Annotated in this window: 14 protein-coding genes and 1 riboswitch; of the genes, 10 read left to right on the top strand and 4 right to left on the bottom strand. The window is 62.2% G+C overall.

The annotated features are described in order from the left end of the window. Positions 1-19: 19 nt before the first annotated feature. The 6 genes from ACWUKX_RS20040 (at position 20) to ACWUKX_RS20015 (ending at position 7,468) form a co-directional block, all read left to right on the top strand. Complete coding sequence (locus ACWUKX_RS20040) at positions 20-904, top strand: transglutaminase family protein (protein WP_456008590.1); 885 nt, start codon at positions 20-22, stop codon at positions 902-904. A 159-nt stretch (positions 905-1,063) separates the two neighbouring features. Next, on the top strand, positions 1,064-2,170 hold the full coding sequence (locus ACWUKX_RS20035) for a DNA topoisomerase IB (RefSeq protein WP_456008589.1): 1,107 nt from the start codon (positions 1,064-1,066) through the stop codon (positions 2,168-2,170). A 113-nt stretch (positions 2,171-2,283) separates the two neighbouring features. Next, positions 2,284-2,658 carry a YciI family protein gene (locus tag ACWUKX_RS20030; RefSeq protein WP_456008588.1) on the top strand — a complete coding sequence of 125 codons (375 nt, stop codon included), beginning with the start codon at positions 2,284-2,286 and terminating at the stop codon, positions 2,656-2,658. Then, complete coding sequence (locus ACWUKX_RS20025) at positions 2,655-3,929, top strand: RNA polymerase sigma factor (RefSeq protein ID WP_456008586.1); 1,275 nt, start codon at positions 2,655-2,657, stop codon at positions 3,927-3,929. Before ACWUKX_RS20030 ends, ACWUKX_RS20025 begins: the two co-directional genes overlap by 4 nt. A 230-nt stretch (positions 3,930-4,159) precedes the next feature. Then, complete coding sequence (gene amaB / locus ACWUKX_RS20020; protein WP_456008585.1) at positions 4,160-5,671, top strand: L-piperidine-6-carboxylate dehydrogenase; 1,512 nt, start codon at positions 4,160-4,162, stop codon at positions 5,669-5,671. A gap of 681 nt (positions 5,672-6,352) precedes the next feature. After that, entirely contained in the window at positions 6,353-7,468 is a 1,116-nt protein-coding gene (locus tag ACWUKX_RS20015; RefSeq protein WP_456008583.1) for an AI-2E family transporter, read from the top strand. A 260-nt stretch (positions 7,469-7,728) separates the two neighbouring features. Here the strand turns inward: ACWUKX_RS20015 and ACWUKX_RS20010 are convergent, their stop codons facing one another. The 4 genes from ACWUKX_RS20010 to ACWUKX_RS19995 form a co-directional block, all read right to left on the bottom strand. Beyond that, the gene (locus ACWUKX_RS20010) at positions 7,729-8,742 is read right to left on the bottom strand and encodes an ABC transporter substrate-binding protein (protein WP_456008581.1); all 1,014 of its coding nucleotides are present in this window, start codon (positions 8,740-8,742) and stop codon (positions 7,729-7,731) included. Continuing rightward, on the bottom strand, positions 8,739-9,497 hold the full coding sequence (locus ACWUKX_RS20005; protein WP_456008579.1) for an ABC transporter ATP-binding protein: 759 nt from the start codon (positions 9,495-9,497) through the stop codon (positions 8,739-8,741). The genes ACWUKX_RS20010 and ACWUKX_RS20005 overlap by 4 nt, the downstream gene beginning before the upstream one ends. Further along, entirely contained in the window at positions 9,494-10,294 is an 801-nt protein-coding gene (locus tag ACWUKX_RS20000) for an ABC transporter permease (protein ID WP_456008578.1), read from the bottom strand. Before ACWUKX_RS20000 ends, ACWUKX_RS20005 begins: the two co-directional genes overlap by 4 nt. Positions 10,295-10,319: 25 nt before the next feature. Further along, positions 10,320-10,523, bottom strand: a complete 204-nt coding sequence (locus tag ACWUKX_RS19995; RefSeq protein ID WP_456008577.1) for a hypothetical protein — start codon at positions 10,521-10,523, stop codon at positions 10,320-10,322. Then, positions 10,514-10,626: riboswitch (TPP riboswitch) on the bottom strand. It overlaps the preceding gene by 10 nt. A 265-nt stretch (positions 10,627-10,891) precedes the next feature. Here ACWUKX_RS19995 and ACWUKX_RS19990 point away from each other — a divergent pair. From ACWUKX_RS19990 to ACWUKX_RS19975, 4 genes are all read left to right on the top strand, one after another. Continuing rightward, positions 10,892-11,668 carry a sulfite exporter TauE/SafE family protein gene (locus tag ACWUKX_RS19990; protein ID WP_456008576.1) on the top strand — a complete coding sequence of 259 codons (777 nt, stop codon included), beginning with the start codon at positions 10,892-10,894 and terminating at the stop codon, positions 11,666-11,668. A gap of 132 nt (positions 11,669-11,800) precedes the next feature. Then, the gene (locus ACWUKX_RS19985; protein ID WP_065007641.1) at positions 11,801-12,310 is read left to right on the top strand and encodes a superoxide dismutase family protein; all 510 of its coding nucleotides are present in this window, start codon (positions 11,801-11,803) and stop codon (positions 12,308-12,310) included. A gap of 99 nt (positions 12,311-12,409) precedes the next feature. After that, the gene (locus tag ACWUKX_RS19980) at positions 12,410-13,420 is read left to right on the top strand and encodes an ATP-binding cassette domain-containing protein (protein WP_456008574.1); all 1,011 of its coding nucleotides are present in this window, start codon (positions 12,410-12,412) and stop codon (positions 13,418-13,420) included. Further along, positions 13,417-14,223 (top strand): ABC transporter permease, encoded by an 807-nt coding sequence (locus ACWUKX_RS19975; protein ID WP_456008572.1) that lies wholly within the window; start codon positions 13,417-13,419, stop codon positions 14,221-14,223. The genes ACWUKX_RS19980 and ACWUKX_RS19975 overlap by 4 nt, the downstream gene beginning before the upstream one ends. The last annotated feature ends 70 nt before the right edge of the window (positions 14,224-14,293 follow it).

The raw sequence follows: 14,293 nt of genomic DNA, 5'->3' as shown, positions 1-14,293 counted from the left end.
GGTTCGGATAAAGGCGGGCATGCTCTACGACATCAGGCTCAATCTGCGTTACGATTACGATGCTGCGGCCGGCGGCGGCCGTCATCAGGTGCGCGTGCTGCCGCCGACGATATCGGGCGTGCAGCGCGTGATCGCCGCTTCGCTGTCCTTCGCACCGGCGCCGAGCGAACGCTCGGATTTTTCCGATTTCTTTGGCAACAATGTCACGTCGATCGCCTTTCGCGACGTTCACGATGCGCTCGACATCAGGATGAGCGCGCGCGTCGCGGTTTCGCGGCCGGAACCTGGGCTTGACGTGTCGCCCGACATTCGCCGGCTGAGGGAGGAACTCGGTGCGGTGCGGTCGCTGTCGCCTGATACACCGCATCACTTTCTGGCCGCCAGCGACCATGCCGGCATCGATGCGGCGATCACGGCCTACGCGCGGAGCAGTGCCGGCAACTCCGCTGTCAGCACGGCCATGGACCTGTGCAACCGTGTCTACCGCGATTTCACCTATGATGGCGAGGCGACTACGGTGCAGACCCGGGCAAGCGATGCCTTCGGCCTGAAGCGGGGCGTCTGCCAGGACTTTTCGCATATCATGATCGCCGGCCTGCGCGGCCTGGGTGTCCCCGCCGGCTATGTCAGCGGGTTCCTGCGCACCATTCCGCCGCGCGGAAAACCGCGGCTGGAAGGGGCCGACGCCATGCATGCCTGGGTCAAGGTGTGGTGCGGGCGCGACACCGGTTGGCAGGAGTTCGATCCGACCAATGGCATGCGGGCAAGCAACGACCACATCACCGTCGGCCATGGCCGGGACTATTCGGATGTAGCGCCGATCGTCGGCGTCCTGAAAACAACCGGAGGGCAGGTCGGCGAGCAAGCAGTCGACGTCATTCCGGTCGTGCTGGAAAAGGCATAACGGCAAGCGAGGCCGCACTCGATTTGTAGGCGCCGAACGTAGACAGAGGACGGCTCCTCGAACGCACACGCGGTGAGCCTGACATCATTCTGAAAGCCATTCGCGGAACCAGCGGCGGGTCCGGCGCTTATCTACGGGAAAATTTCTCGCGGAGAGGACATGTTGGACAAATCCGGGTCGCCATCCGGCCGATCGGCTGGCAAGGAGCTTGCACCAAAAGACGGGGCGCCGACAAATGGGTCGCAAGCCTCTGCCGATCGAGCCTCGCTTACCTACCTCACCGACGCCGAGCCCGGTATCCGGCGTCTCAGGGCTGGCAAGGGATTCTCATATAAAGGGCCTGACGGGCAGGGTGTCGACGACGACACTATGGCCCGCATCAGGGCGCTCGCCATTCCACCGGCGTGGACGGATGTGTGGATCTCGCCGGATGCTGACGGTCACATCCAGGCGACAGGCCGTGATCAGCGCGGACGCAAGCAATATCGGTATCATGCGCTATGGGCGGAGGAGCGTGACGGCGTCAAATATTCGAGCCTGGTTGCCTTTGCAGAAAGCCTGCCTGAGCTGCGACGCCAGATCGATGCCGATCTGCGCCGTCACGGCCTGCCGCTGGAACGCGTTGTCGCCGCTGTGGTCTGGCTGCTCGACAACACGATGATCCGCGTCGGCAATGCCGCCTACGCTCGCGACAACAACAGCTTTGGGCTGACCACGCTGCGCGACCGCCATGTCGACATCAATGGCTCGAGCCTGCGTTTCGCTTTCAAAGGCAAGTCCGGCAAGGAATGGAAGCTGAAGCTCGTCGATCGCCGGATCGCCAGGATCGTGCGCGGGGCGCAGGATCTGCCGGGTCAGAAGCTGTTCCAGTATCTCGACGACGACGGAAGCAGGCGACCGATCCGATCCGACGACGTCAACCGCTACATCAGGGAGACGGCAGGGGCGGATTTCAGCTCCAAGCACTTCCGAACCTGGGGCGGTACTATCCATGCTGCGTCACTGTTTGCGCAAACCGAACGACCGGAAAGCCGGGCACAACAGAAGCGGGTGATGAACGGCCTCATCGACAAGGTCGCCGAGCGGCTGGGCAACACCCGCGCCATCTGCCGCAGATGTTACATCCACCCGCAAGTTTTCGATGCCTGGTCCGAAGGACGGCTGCTCAGCGAAATAGCGGATGCGAACAAGCGGAAACGATCGATGCCCGGTCTTGACGACGAAGAGGCTCTCGTACTGAGATGGCTGAAGGCGCAGGGGAGCTGAACCGAACGGAGCCGCCGCAGGCTTTCGTGATCCGTGCAGGACGTAATTTTTTGTCGACGTCATGTCGGGATAGGCCCTAGTGTTTCGTCCTTTGACAGAGAAAAGGACGACCCATGCTTTACGCGATCCTCTGCTATGCCTCCGAAGACGTCGTCTGCTCCTGGAGCAAAGAGCAAGATGACGCTGTCATGAAAAAACTCCTGGGCGTGCAGGAAAAATACGCTCAGGCGGGCCGGCTCGGCCCGGTCGCGCGGCTGCTGCCGACAACCGCTGCGACCACCCTAAGAAAGGTCAAAGGCGAAGCGATCGTCATCGACGGACCATTTGCCGAAACCAAGGAACAGTTCCTCGGCTTCTACACGCTCGAATGCGCCGATCTCGAGGAGGCCGTCGACTTTGCGCGTGAACTTTCCGAGGTCAACCCGAGCGGCGGCTCCTACGAGATACGGCCGGTTTCGCTCTTCAATCCCGCCAAGGTTTCCGCATGACCGACCTTACCTGGATCAGCACGGCGATCAGCACTGCCCGCCCCCAGGCGATGGGCGCGCTGCTGCGCTACTTCCGCGATCTCGATGCGGCGGAGGAAGCCTTCCAGGACGCTTGCCTGCGAGCTCTGAAGAACTGGCCGACAAACGGCCCGCCGCGCGATCCGGCAGCCTGGCTGATCTTCGTCGGCCGCAACAGCGGCATCGACGCGGTGCGCAAACGTGCCAAGCAGGCGCCGCTGCCGGAAGAGGACCAGATCTCCGACCTGGAAGATGCCGAGACCGACATCGCCGAACGGCTGGACGGCGCGCACTACCGCGATGACATATTGCGGCTGCTGTTCATCTGCTGCCATCCCGACCTGCCGGCGACGCAGCAGATCGCCGTGGCGTTGCGCATCGTTTCAGGCCTGACCGTCAAGCAGATTGCCCGCGCCTTCCTCGTCGGTGAAAGCGCCATGGAGCAGCGCATCACCCGTGCCAAGGCGCGCATCGCCGATGCCGGCGTGCCGTTCGAGACGCCGGGTGCGGTTGAGCGGTCCGAACGACTGGCCGCCGTCGCTGCCATGGTCTACCTGATCTTCAACGAAGGCTATTCGACCAACAGCGGCGAGGCACCGGCCCGCGCGCCGCTCTGCGAAGAAGCAATCCGGCTGGCCAGGCTGCTGCTTAGGCTGTTCCAGACCGAGCCGGAGATCATGGGCCTGACGGCGCTTTTGCTTCTCCAGCATGCGCGTGCGCCGGCGCGTTTCGACGAGAATGGCGAGATCGTGCTGCTCGAAGACCAGGATCGAAGCCTGTGGAGCCGCAAGATGATCGACGAGGGGCTGGCGCTGGTCGACAAGGCGCTGCGCCACCAGAAGCCCGGTCCCTACCAGGTGCAGGCGGCGATCGCCGCCCTGCATGCGCGGGCGGCGAAGCCCGAGGATACGGACTGGAACGAGATCGACCTGCTCTACAGCTTGCTCGAGCAGATGCAGCCGTCGCCGGTGGTGACGCTCAATCGCGCCGTCGCGGTCGCCAAGGTGCGCGGGCCGGAAGCGGCACTTGCCATGATCGAGCCATTGGAGCAAAGGCTTTCCGGCTATTTCCATTTCTTCGGCCTCAAAGGCGGCCTGCTGATGCAGCTTGGTCGTGGCGAGGAGGCGCGCATCGCCTTCGACCGTGCCATCGCTCTTGCCAACACGGCAGCCGAGGCCGCCCATATCCGCATGCATATCGACCGCCTGATGAAGGAAGGCACCGCGCGGGGAACCGCGCAGACAGCGCGCTGAACGAGTCACTGGTTCAACGGTCTGACCTTGGCTTAGACCATGCCGGGGTGGCGATTTTTCCCTGAAACGAGTAATGCCACGCCATGACAGCTCCTGATGTGCCGATCGGTACAGGGACGGCATGGCACAAGGCTTTGGCAAGTTTGTTTTATGCATGTCGTTGTCCCAAAACCGCTGTGCACTTTTGGGCGACATGCATTATGGGCGACGGGATCTGAAAGGGAAAGAAAATGACGATTGCGAAGGAAACAGCCGGGTTACTGGCGAAACTGGGTGTCGCTGAGGACGCGCTTTCGGGCGGCGATCTTATCGTGCGCAGCCCGGTGACAGGCGAGCAGATCGCCGCGCTGAAGACGATCTCGCCGGCCGGTGCGGCAAAGACCATCGATGCCGCCCACCAGGCCTTCCAGGCCTGGCGTCTGGTGCCGGCACCGAAGCGCGGCGAGCTGGTGCGGCTGCTTGGCGAGGAACTGCGCGCGCACAAGGCCGAGCTTGGCCGGCTGGTGTCGATCGAGGTCGGCAAGATTCCGTCCGAAGGGCTCGGCGAAGTCCAGGAAATGATCGACATCTGCGATTTCGCCGTCGGCCTGTCGCGCCAGCTCTACGGCCTGACCATCGCCACCGAGCGGCCCGGTCATCGCATGATGGAAACCTGGCACCCGCTGGGCGTCGTCGGCGTGATTTCGGCCTTCAACTTCCCGGTCGCGGTGTGGTCGTGGAACGCGGCGCTTGCGCTGGTCTGCGGCGACGCTGTGGTGTGGAAGCCCTCGGAAAAGACGCCGCTGACGGCGCTCGCCTGCGAGGCGATCTTCAAGCGTGCGGCAGAGCGTTTCGGCGATGCTCCGGAAGGTTTGACGTCGGTGCTGATCGGCGATCGCGCCGTCGGCGAAATTCTGGTCGACCATCCCAAGGTGCCGCTGGTCTCGGCCACCGGCTCGACCCGCATGGGCAGGGATGTCGGTCCGCGGCTGGCAAAACGCTTTGCGCGCGCTGTGCTGGAGCTCGGCGGCAATAATGCCGGCATCGTCTGCCCGACGGCCGATCTCGACATGGCCTTGCGCGCCATTGCGTTCGGCGCCATGGGCACGGCCGGGCAGCGCTGCACGACGCTGCGGCGCCTGTTCGTGCATGAGAGCATCTATGATGCCTTTGTTCCGCGCCTCAAGAAGGCCTATGAAAGCGTCTCGGTCGGCAATCCGCTGGAGACATCCGCGCTGGTCGGACCGTTGATCGACAAGGCAGCCTTCGACAGCATGCAGAACGCGTTGAAGGAAGCCGCCGCTCACGACGGCAAGGTGACCGGCGGCACGCGGGTCGACAATGGCCATCCCGACGCCTATTACGTTCGTCCGGCGCTGGTCGAGATGCCCAAGCAGGTCTCGCCGGTGACGGAAGAGACCTTCGCGCCGATCCTCTATGTGATGAAGTACTCGGATTTCGACGCCGTGCTCGACGAGCACAACGCGGTCGGAGCGGGGCTGTCGTCGTCGATCTTCACCCGCGACCTGCAGGAATCCGAGCGCTTCCTCGGCGTCGACGGGTCCGACTGCGGCATCGCCAACGTCAACATAGGCACATCGGGGGCCGAGATCGGTGGTGCCTTCGGTGGCGAGAAGGAGACCGGCGGCGGCCGCGAGTCGGGCTCCGACGCCTGGAAGGCCTACATGCGGCGCGCCACCAACACGGTGAACTATTCCAAGGCGCTGCCGCTGGCCCAAGGCGTATCCTTCGACATCGACTAGGCTGGTGAGACCCTTGTCGGGGCGGCTACGCCAATAGCTGCCACGATTTATCTCGGTCGCCGTTCAGCGGCTTCCGGGAGATCCAAAACAGTCTCCGAAAGCCGCATCAAGGATGGCGAGCTACGCCGGCCTTTCCCGTGCCCTCGCCATCTGGCGGAATCTGTAGAGCGCCGGTAGCGAGGTCGCGCGGCATGCGCGCCTGTTGGTCAGCGGCAATCGAAGCTGCCGCAGACCGTGACGATGAATCTTCGGATGTGGCTCTATGGAGCGGCTGATGTGGCCCACCACATCTCGTTGAAACGTCACCCGAGGCGGCCCATATACGCATTGCGTCGGATGTTTTCCTCCCATTGCGTCCGGCGCGTTCCCCTCTGGAGGTTTTAAACCTTCATGCCTGGCCGGACTTTAACAGTCCGGCCTTTTTTCTATTGGTCCTGTGAAGCTGCGAGTTCGCGAGCGAGCTGTAGAACCGCCGTAGGTCAGAGCATCCACGACCGGGCAGGCCGCGGTGCTGGCATCGGGCACGGGTGCCCAGTCGGTATAATCAGCCCAATGAGCGAGAAAATGTCCGTGCCATTGTCGTCATATTCCACAGCGGCCTAGCCGTAGCGGTGCGGCAACGGGAGCTGCCATTTTGTCGGGAAATCCACTAGGCTCGCTTGGTTTGCGAGACGGCGAGAGGTGCCCGACCTGAAACAGATGCCCGATATGAAACAAATGAGATTGCTCGGCATCGTGGCCGCGACGGCGATCGGTCTGTATGTCTGCTATCTCTTGGCGTTGCCTTTTTTGCCCGCATTGACGTGGGCGCTGGTGTTGGCAATCGTCCTGTATCCGGCTCATCGACGGGTCGAGGAAAGGCTCAGGAACCAAAACCTGGCTGCACTGATGTCAGTCAGCATCGCGGCGGTTGCAGTCGGCCTGCCGCTCATCTTCGTGGCACAGCAGCTTGTTCGCGAGGCGGTAAACGGCGCCACTTATCTGGAGGAGGTCATCCGGGGTTGGAACACAGATGCCTTCGTGTCGGGCTATCCCAGGCTTTCGGCGGTTGCCCAGTGGGTTGAGAACCAACTCGATCCGGCCGGCACGGTCGCCGCATTTGTACAATGGCTGACGGGACAAAGCACATCGCTATTGCGCGGCTCGATCAATCAGGCCGTGATGTTCGTGCTGACATTCTATCTGCTGTTCTATTTTCTGCGGGACCGTGAATCCGCCCTGCGGGGGATCGAGCGTCTCTCGCCCCTGCGTGCACCGGAGACGGCATACATGCTGTCGCGCTTTGCCGAGACGGTACATGCGATCCTGATAGGCACCGTTTTTGTCGCCGCTGTGCAGGGAACGCTGGGCGGCCTGATGTTCTGGTGGCTCGGCCTGCCCACGCCGGTCTTCTGGGGCCTGGTAATGGGACTTCTTGCCATCGTGCCAGTGCTCGGCGCATTCGTGATCTGGGTGCCGGCAGCGATCTATCTCGCACTGGAAGGGTCTTGGGCAAGCGCAGCGATCCTGACCATCTGGGGCGGCGGCGTCGTCGCCGGCATCGACAATCTGCTCTATCCGATGCTTGTCGGGAGCCGGTTGCGGCTCCACACAGTGATGGCCTTTATCGGCGCGGTCGGTGGCATCGTCCTCTTTGGAGCATCCGGACTCGTCCTCGGCCCTGCGGTGATCGCGGTCACCATCAGCCTCATTGACATCCTCAAGAAACGGTTGAACGGCCAACCCGGGGCGGAACTGACGCCAAAGCGCTACACGAAGCCATCACGTCAGTCCGGAGCCGGGCCTAGTCGTGAGTAAGCACCGCCACGCGCCCCTGTTCGATCCTAGACCTAAAGACTTGGCAGGCCGTATCGCTCGCGAAGGGTGCGCTCACCCCCAGCGTCGAAAACTTCCGAACGCTCCAGCAAAGGCATCACGTCGTCGATGAAGCTTTGCTGGTCGACCCAATAGTCGAGGCTAGTCGAGGCAAGCGGGTCGCTTTTCGGGTATGCGCCAACCGGCCCCGTGACTGCCGAGGCTAAAGATCACGGCATTGAGATATATGCACAGCGGCGGGCTCATTTTTCGCCGGCTATATAGGCGTTGCTGTAATAGGCCGCGAAATCGAGGGGTTCGCCGATCAGGTTTCCATCGCTGTCGCGCAGGGCGCCGGCCTTGAACAGGTAGCCGCCGATCGCCTCCATCTTTGCTGGATCGATTGTGCCGATCGCGCCGGTGGGGCTTTGCAGATAGTGGCCGTCGACCAGCGCCTTCAGGGATGCTTCGATCAGCGGACGGTCGGTCAGCACGTCGCTGTTTGCTGCGATCAGGATATCAGCCGCTTCTTGCGGATGTTCGACGGCGAAGGCATAGCCGCGCCTGGTCGCGGCGATGAACCCAGTTGCCGTGTCCTTGTTCTTTTCGAGGTAGGCCCGGCTCGAGCCAATGAAATTGGTGTGTTGGTCGGGCACGCCGTAATCGGCGTAGCGGAAGGCGCGTTGGGCCTTGCCGTCAAGTTCCGCTTTGATCCCCTCCCAAGTATAGACTTCGAGCGTAAAATCGACTGCGCCATTGGCCAAGGCCTCATAGGCGGAGGTGCCCAGCGTCACCGTTTCGAATTTGCCCTCGCCGCCATCATGGCGGATAATGGTGCCGATCAGCGCATTCTCCCAGGCGCTGCCGAAACCGCCATAGGTTAGGCCGTCCAGGTCCCTTGGGGACTGTATATCGGCGCGGTCGGCATTGAACACCAGCCTGCCGGTTTCTGTCTGCATGATGGCGTAGGTGGCGACGAGGTCGGCGCCGGCGGTGCGTTGGGTGAACAATCCTATGGATCCCAATATACCGAAATCAGCCACGCGGTTGGCGATCAGCGTACCGGCCGCAGTGTCGCTGTAGGGCAGGATCTGCACGTCGAGCCCGGCCTCGGCGTAGAAGCCTTTCGCCTGGGCGACATATAGCCCGACATGGTTTGTGTTCGGCGTCCAGTCTAGTGCGACGGTGACAGTCTGCTGGGCGCGGACGGACGTGACGGGTCCGAGCCCGGAGATCAATGCGGCAGCGATGAAGAGGCGTCTGGAAAGCATGGTCATGTCCTTTGGGCGGGCTGTGGATCGAGCAGGGTATCGAGGATGTCGGCTTCGATGGCGCTGGCTTCCGGCGAGACAAGATCCGTGCGCGGGCGCGGAAGAGGTATGGCGATTTCGCGCAGCACGCGGGCGGGGCGGCTGCTCAGCACATAGATGCGGTCGGACAGGAAGACTGCCTCGCGCACGTCGTGGGTGATCAGCAGGACGGTCCAGCGGTGTCGGTCCCACATCATCGGAAGCCAGCGCTGCATGCCGGTGCGCGTGAGGGCGTCGAGTGCGCCGAACGGTTCGTCGAGCAACAGCATGGCGCGGTCCTGCACGACGGTACGCAACAGCGCGGCGCGCTGGCGCATTCCGCCCGAGAGCTGCGCCGGATACCTTTGCTCGAAGCCCGCAAGGCCGAATTCGCCGAAGAGCGGCGCCACCTTGTCGCGCGCCGCCTTGCGGGACATGCCTTGCACTTCCAAACCGAGCGCGGTGTTGTCGATAACCGTGCGCCAAGGCATCAGGGCATCGTGCTGCGGCATGAAGGCAAACGGTCGGCGCGCGTCGGCCAATGGCCGCCCGTCGAAGTCGACACCGCCGCCGTAGCCTTCGAGACCGCCCGTCAGCAATCTGAAGATCGTGGATTTGCCGGCTCCGGAGGGGCCGAGGATTGAAACGAATTCGCCCGGCTCGACATGCAGCGTGATGCCGGCAAGCACGTCAATGTCGCCAAAACGCTTGCTGACTTGGCGCAGCTCCAGCCGTCTGCTCATGATTTTCGTGCGGCATCGAGCCGCTCCCATGGCATGGCGGCGCGCTGGATCAGCACCGTGGCGGCAAACAGGGCTAGCGTGAGCAAGGCGCTGATCAGCACGGCTGCGAGCACGAGATCGGGCCGGAAATTGTTTTTGGCGTTGAGCATGTAGATGCCGAGCCCTTTGGCCGCGCCGGCATATTCCGCGAAGATGGCGCCCACCACGGCGTAGGTGATCGAGATACGCAGCCCGGCGAAGAAATAGGGCAGCGAGGAGGGCAGGCGGGCCAGCAGGAAAATGCGCATGCGGGAAGCGCCCATCGAACTCAGAAGCGCCGAGATGTCCCGATCCGTCGATTCGTAACCCTGCACCAGCGCGACCAGCATGGGAAAGAAAGTCACGAGGGCGACCAGCATGATCTTCGGCGTCAGCCCGAAGCCGAACCAGAGAATGACCAGCGGGGCGATCGCCACCAGCGGCAGCGTCTGGCTAATGATGAAGACCGGGAACAGGGCGCGGCGCAGCGGTTTGAAGAAATCGATCAGCATCGAAAGAAGGAAGGCAACGGCCAGCGAGCAGGCGAAGCCCACCAATGTGGCACTGATGGTCGGCACGGTGTTGTCGAACAGCGCCTGGCGCTGCAGGATGGCCTGGGCGAGAATGCGTGACGGCGCGGGCAGCGTGGTGGGCGAGATGCCCGAGATGCGCGCATAGAGCTCCCAAGCCAAAACCAGCGTGCCGACAGATAGCAAGGCCGGTCCGATCTTGGCGAACAAGGCTGCGATTCGCGGCGCGGCGGAGAAAGATTGGGACATGCGAGACCTGTCTGGCGCGAAAAGATCAGCGCGGGGCCGGGCTGTTGGCCGAAACCGTAAGCTCGGTCGTGACATGGCCCTGGAGCCGGCCGACCGGCAGCGTCGAAATATCGCCTGTGCCCATGCGCAACTGATCGCGACAAGGGTCGAGCGCATCGAGCGCGGAGATGTCGACACCGACGAAATCGCCGGTCCTCGGATAAAGAGAAATCTGTACGTCAGAAAACATCGCCCGCCTCGCTCCGCTGGTATTATCCAGATCAGCTCTAGGGTTTACGGGCTTGCAGCCCATCTCTCAGCCCCGACGATACGGAGCACCCCTGTGGATGGCGGCAATTAAACAGATATGGGGTGGAGCTGCAAGTCTGCGCCCGACCCGTACCCGACCCGTGAAACCTCAGGTCAGAGGAGGTGCGGCTACCCGAACATCCAATTCGAGAGATCGCTCTCGATATCCTAAGAGGCTGAATGACTGAAGGTACAGGAAAGGCGTCGATCGAGTGGACAATTTCCCGTTCGTCGTCACCATTGTCGATGCGAGGCGTTTGGTGAATTGTCTTTTCGGCAATTACGACTCGCGCTTTGTTGGAGAGCCAAATGCAAGAGTTCATTCTTTTTGCGCTCGTAGGGTTTGTAGCTCAAGCTGTGGACGGGGCTCTCGGCATGGCCTACGGCGTGATTTGCTCGACAACATTACTGGGGTTTGGCGTGTCTCCTGCACACGCTTCGGCTTCAGTTCACGCGGCTGAGCTGTTTACCACTGCGGCCTCGGGTTCGGCTCACCTCTATCACCGCAATATCGACTGGAAGCTTTTCTGGCGCCTGATGCCGTTTGGCGTTCTCGGCGGCGTTCTCGGCGCTTTTGTGCTCACCTCGTTTGAGGGAGCGATCATGAAGCCATATGTGACCACATACCTTGCACTCGTCGGAGCTTGGCTCCTGTTCCGTTCCTTCCGGCGTATCCCAAGCAATCCGGTCCCTGCAAGCGCGGTACCTCCCCTTGGACTTGGTGGTGGATTTCTCGATGCGGCAGGGGGTGGCGGATGGGGACCCATCGTAACGACGGGCCTTCTTGGTTTTGGCGGGACGCCCCGCTACGTTATTGGTACGGTAAATGCCAGCGAGTTCCTCATCACGCTCTCGGTGTCTCTGACCTTCTTGTTTGCGGTGCTAACGGGCCACTGGGAGGAGGCAGGAGAGCTAACGGAAAATCTACTCTCTGTCGCCGGCTTGATCCTTGGCGGCGTAGTCGCAGCGCCGATTGCGGGATGGGTAGTGAAGTCAATCGCAGAAAAGACGCTTCTCAGGCTCGTTGGCATTCTCATCATACTGCTGGCGGGCTGGCAAACCGCGCAACTCTTCGAATGGGTGTAAACTGAGGCACATCGAAAAAGTTGTCGGCGTCGCTTCCCTGGCGGCCGTGCCGGAGACGAAAACTCAATTCCCAAATGGAACGAAGAGACCCCTTTGATGTTTGGCTTCCTTGGACAACCGGAGGACGAGTCGATGAAAAAATTGGTTGCAACAGCAGGGTTGGCGCTGGCGGTCGCGATGCCTGCAGCGGCTCAGGACACCGCGACCGCGAAAGCCGAATTCGTCAACATGGCTGGCGAGAAGAACGGAACGGCCACGCTGACCGAGACGGCGCACGGCGTGCTGATAGCGTTGGAGGTAACAGGACTGCCGGCGGGTGAATGGGTCGCATTCCATATTCACGAAACCGGGAAGTGCGACCATCACACCGGCCATGCCTCGGCCGGTGGGCACTTCAATCCGACGAATGCCGAACATGGATACCTCACCGGGAAAGGCCCGCACGCGGGCGATATGCCAAATCAGCGAGTCGGCCCCGACGGCGTTTTGCGTTCCCAGGCTTTCAACAGCGTGGTCAAGCTGGATGGTGGAGATACGGCCATACGAGGCAAGGCATTGATGATCCACGGCGGACAGGACGACTACAAAAGCCAGCCTGCAGGTGATGCCGGAAATCGTCAGGCCTGCGCCGTGATCGAGTGAAAACCCCGAAATGAGTAGAGACCGTCCGACATATGATCTGACCGGCTCTTCAGCCTCGGCGGCCAGGTAGATGGTCGGAGCCTCTAGCGTGATGATTGCATGAACGATACTTCTCCTAAGGGTGTGCCTTCTATGGGCCTTGCCCAGTCAGCCATTTCCGCTCGCGGCCTGGTCAAGACATTCGGCAAGCTGCGCGCGGTCGATGGTATCAATCTCGATGTGCCGCGCGGCATGATTTTCGCCATCTTGGGCCCGAACGGCGCCGGCAAGACAACGCTGATGCGGATGCTCGCGACGCTGTCCCGCCCCGACGCCGGCTCCGCGACCGTGATGGGGCACGATCTCGTGCAGGCCCCGCATGAGGTCCGCGCGGCAATCGCGATGACCGGGCAGTTCGCTTCGCTCGACGAGGACTTGACGGGCCGGGAGAACCTCGTCCTGCTCGCCCGACTCTGGGGTTTTCGCGGTCGCGCCGCGAAAGCTCGTGCGGACGATTTGCTCGCGGCTTTCGGCTTGTCCGAAGCGGCGACGAAGCAGGTGAGGGATTATTCAGGTGGCATGCGAAGGCGGCTCGACATAGCCGCCTCGCTGGTCGTCACGCCGGGCGTGCTGTTCCTTGACGAGCCGACCACAGGCCTCGATCCGAACGCCCGCAAGGATGTCTGGGGCATGATCCGCGGCCTCGCCGAGGCCGGCGTCACCATCCTGCTCACCACGCAATATCTCGAAGAGGCCGATCAACTCGCAGCGCGCATCGCCGTCATCGACCACGGCAGGAAGATCGCCGAGGGTACCAGCCGCGAACTGAAGGCGGCCACCGGCTCCGGCTTTCTCCATGTCGCGCTCGCCGATGTCGCTCGGCTGGACGAAGCGGCGACCATTCTGGAACGCCGGCTGGAGCACCCTGTCCAACGCAGTGCCGAAGGCGCGGAACTCTCCGTCCTTGCCGGCACAGCGCAGGCCGCCAACGAGGCGCTGGCCGATCTGGTTACCAGCGGCATCGAGCTGTCGGATTTCTCCATGGGCCAGCCCAGCCTCGAGGAGGTCTTCTTCGCGCTGACGGGCCAGCCGGGCCTGGGTGAAAGCCGCAAGGAAGGCGACAAGCCATGATCGACACGACATCCCTTCAGCGGCTGCAAAGCGTCGCCCGACCTAGAACCCCATCAGCCCTTTCCAACGCGCTCGTCTTCGGATGGCGCGCTGTGCTGAAATTCAAGCATGTGCCAGAGCAGCTCTTCGATCTGGTGATGACTCCGATCATGTTCACGCTGCTCTTCACCTTCGTCTTCGGCGGTGCGCTCGCCGGTTCGCCTGGCGAATACCTGCAGTTCTTCCTACCCGGCATCCTGGTTCAGACCGTGGTGTTTAACGCAGTCTATTCGGGCATGGGATTGTCGACCGATCTCGGCAAGGGCTTGTTTGACCGCTTCCGATCGTTGCCGATCTGGTCGCTGTCTCCGTTCGCCGGCCTGATGGTGGGCGACATCCTGCGCCATTTGATTGCCGCCTCGATCATTCTCACCATCGGGCTGATCCTCGGCTACCGGCCTGAGGCAGGCATCCCCGGCGTGCTTGCCGCCTTCGCCATGCTGATCGCCATCGGGTTCGGCATGGGCTGGGTATTCATCGTGCTCGGCCTGCTGATCCGCACGCCAACCACCGTGATGACGCTCGGCTTTACTTTCCTGTTCCCTCTCGTCTTCGCCTCCAACATCATGGTCGACCCCGGAACCATGCCGGACTGGCTGCGGGCTTTCGTCGAAGTCAATCCAGTGTCGCTGATGACGACGGCGCTGCGCGGGCTGATGGGTGGCGGGGCGATACTCAGTCAGGTCGTCCTCGCCCTGATCGCGCCGGTAGCGCTGACCGCGATCCTGGCGCCGACGACCCTATGGCTGTATCTCAGAAGGTGAGGAGCTAGAGCGCTTCGCCTTTTGACTGAATCTGGATTCCCAAGTTTGCGCAAATCAGATTCGATGTCCT

This window comes from Mesorhizobium sp. f-mel (genome assembly GCF_053850215.1).
This window is presented reverse-complemented; position numbering and strand designations above follow the sequence as displayed.

What these genes read in the sequence shown, in the direction of transcription:
- ACWUKX_RS20040 (WP_456008590.1), top strand. Translation starts at nt 20, where the DNA reads ATGCTCTACGACATCAGGCTCAATCTGCGTTACGATTACGATGCTGCG.
- ACWUKX_RS20035 (WP_456008589.1), top strand. Translation starts at nt 1,064, where the DNA reads ATGTTGGACAAATCCGGGTCGCCATCCGGCCGATCGGCTGGCAAGGAG.
- ACWUKX_RS20030 (WP_456008588.1), top strand. Translation starts at nt 2,284, where the DNA reads ATGCTTTACGCGATCCTCTGCTATGCCTCCGAAGACGTCGTCTGCTCC.
- ACWUKX_RS20025 (WP_456008586.1), top strand. Translation starts at nt 2,655, where the DNA reads ATGACCGACCTTACCTGGATCAGCACGGCGATCAGCACTGCCCGCCCC.
- amaB (WP_456008585.1), top strand. Translation starts at nt 4,160, where the DNA reads ATGACGATTGCGAAGGAAACAGCCGGGTTACTGGCGAAACTGGGTGTC.
- ACWUKX_RS20010 (WP_456008581.1), bottom strand. Translation starts at nt 8,742, where the DNA reads ATGACCATGCTTTCCAGACGCCTCTTCATCGCTGCCGCATTGATCTCC.
- ACWUKX_RS20005 (WP_456008579.1), bottom strand. Translation starts at nt 9,497, where the DNA reads ATGAGCAGACGGCTGGAGCTGCGCCAAGTCAGCAAGCGTTTTGGCGAC.
- ACWUKX_RS20000 (WP_456008578.1), bottom strand. Translation starts at nt 10,294, where the DNA reads ATGTCCCAATCTTTCTCCGCCGCGCCGCGAATCGCAGCCTTGTTCGCC.
- ACWUKX_RS19995 (WP_456008577.1), bottom strand. Translation starts at nt 10,523, where the DNA reads ATGTTTTCTGACGTACAGATTTCTCTTTATCCGAGGACCGGCGATTTC.
- ACWUKX_RS19990 (WP_456008576.1), top strand. Translation starts at nt 10,892, where the DNA reads ATGCAAGAGTTCATTCTTTTTGCGCTCGTAGGGTTTGTAGCTCAAGCT.
- ACWUKX_RS19985 (WP_065007641.1), top strand. Translation starts at nt 11,801, where the DNA reads ATGAAAAAATTGGTTGCAACAGCAGGGTTGGCGCTGGCGGTCGCGATG.
- ACWUKX_RS19980 (WP_456008574.1), top strand. Translation starts at nt 12,410, where the DNA reads ATGAACGATACTTCTCCTAAGGGTGTGCCTTCTATGGGCCTTGCCCAG.
- ACWUKX_RS19975 (WP_456008572.1), top strand. Translation starts at nt 13,417, where the DNA reads ATGATCGACACGACATCCCTTCAGCGGCTGCAAAGCGTCGCCCGACCT.